The 1501-nt window shown below is 74.0% G+C and carries 2 protein-coding genes; one reads left to right on the forward strand and one right to left on the reverse strand.

The features are described 5' to 3' along the window. Positions 1-527: ferrochelatase (locus tag PKH97_RS16580; protein WP_324388709.1), on the reverse strand; the 527-nt coding region annotated here is incomplete at its 3' end. Positions 528-716: 189 nt separating this feature from the next. Between PKH97_RS16580 and sepH the strand changes: the two genes are divergently transcribed. Further along, positions 717-1501 (forward strand): septation protein SepH (sepH, locus tag PKH97_RS16585; RefSeq protein ID WP_324388708.1); only part of this gene is annotated, 785 nt, incomplete at its 3' end.

Raw genomic sequence — 1501 nt, forward strand, 5'->3', positions numbered from 1 at the left:
GGGGGGGCGGCGGTGCCGTCGGTGGGGTGAGCAGCGGCGGCGTCGGTGGTACCAGGGCTGGTAGCGGACGCGCCGGTGTCGTCGCGGGCGGCCAGGGCGTCCCGGACGGACGCGAGCACCGCGGCGGTGACGGCCTCGACGAAGGGGGGGTGGGCGGCATACGGCGGCAATTTGTCGACCGTGATGTCGAGGCCCTCGGCGGCGACCCCGAGATCCTCGCGGTATTGGCGGCATGAGGAATAGGACTGGTAGGGGCTGGTAAGGATGGTCAGCAGCCGCGCGGGGGCGAGGCCGGCGAGGACGTCGCGGACAAACGGCGGGCTGTTGCGGTTCGCGAGGTGGACGGGGATCGCGATCCCGCGGCGGGCGAGTTCGGCGTCGAGGGCTGCGACGAGGGCGCGGTTCTGGGCGTTGATCGGGCTAACGCCGCCGAAGAGGGCGTAGTGCTCGGCGACCTCGGCGAGCCGCTCTTCGGGGATACCGCGCCCGGCGGTGACGCGGCGCAGGAAGGGCATGACCTCGGGCATGCCCTCGGGGCCGCCGAAGGAGAGCAGGACGAGGGCATCATACGGGGCGAGGGGTTCGGCTGGCACGGGACAACGCTACAAGCGGCGGCGTGGCCTGACGGCGGCGGACACCCCCGGCATGGCAGCATCGTGCCGGTCATGTGCTGAGAGCGGCCGCCCCGGCGGCCCACGTCCGGGGAGGCCCCCGCCATGCAGGAACTGCGCCTTGTCGGCGTGCATCAGGACGGCCGGCATATCTTGCTGGCCGCGCCCGATGGCACGCGCTATCGCGTCGCGATCAACGACGAGTTGCGGGTGGCCGCGCGCCACCGGGCGGCCACGGCCGGGCCTGCCGTCGCGGCGATCGAGCCGATGTCCGCGCGCGACATCCAGGCGCTGATCCGCTCTGGTGTGAGCGCGGTCGAGGCGGCGGACCGGTCGGGGTGGGCGTTGTCCAAGGTCGAGGTCTTCGCCGCACCTGTGCTCGCCGAACGCGCGCACATTGCCGGTATGGCCGCCCGCACCCGCCTGCGGTCGGCCGACGGGGGGGAGTCGGAGCGCCTGGAGGCGCGCGTGGACCGAAGGTTGGCCGTGCGTGGGGTCGAACCCGGATCGGCGATCTGGGACGCCGGCCGCGGTGCCTCCGGTGCGTGGCAGGTGTTCTGCGACTTCGTGGCCGGGGGCCGTCAGCGGCGCGCAGCCTGGTCCTTCGACGCGGCGACCGGTGCCGTGCACCCCGTGGACGACGAAGCCCGATGGCTCGCCGGCGATGACGACCCGACGGCCAAGCCGCAACCCCACCGCCTGACCGGCGAACGCGTCTTCGACGTCGAGGTCGACGGCGGCCTGACCGAGCCGGGTGAGATTGCCGAGCCGCTGGTCAGCACCGTCGAGGCGGCGCAGTTGGACCGGACCGATGCCCTGATGACGGCGATCCGCGCGCACAGCCATGCCGGCGAGCGGCGCGGGCGCCGGCGCAGGCCGAGCCCCGGGCC

Origin of the sequence: Nostocoides sp., assembly GCF_035343835.1 — a bacterium.
In the GTDB taxonomy this organism is placed as follows: domain Bacteria; phylum Actinomycetota; class Actinomycetes; order Actinomycetales; family Dermatophilaceae; genus Nostocoides_A; species Nostocoides_A vanveenii.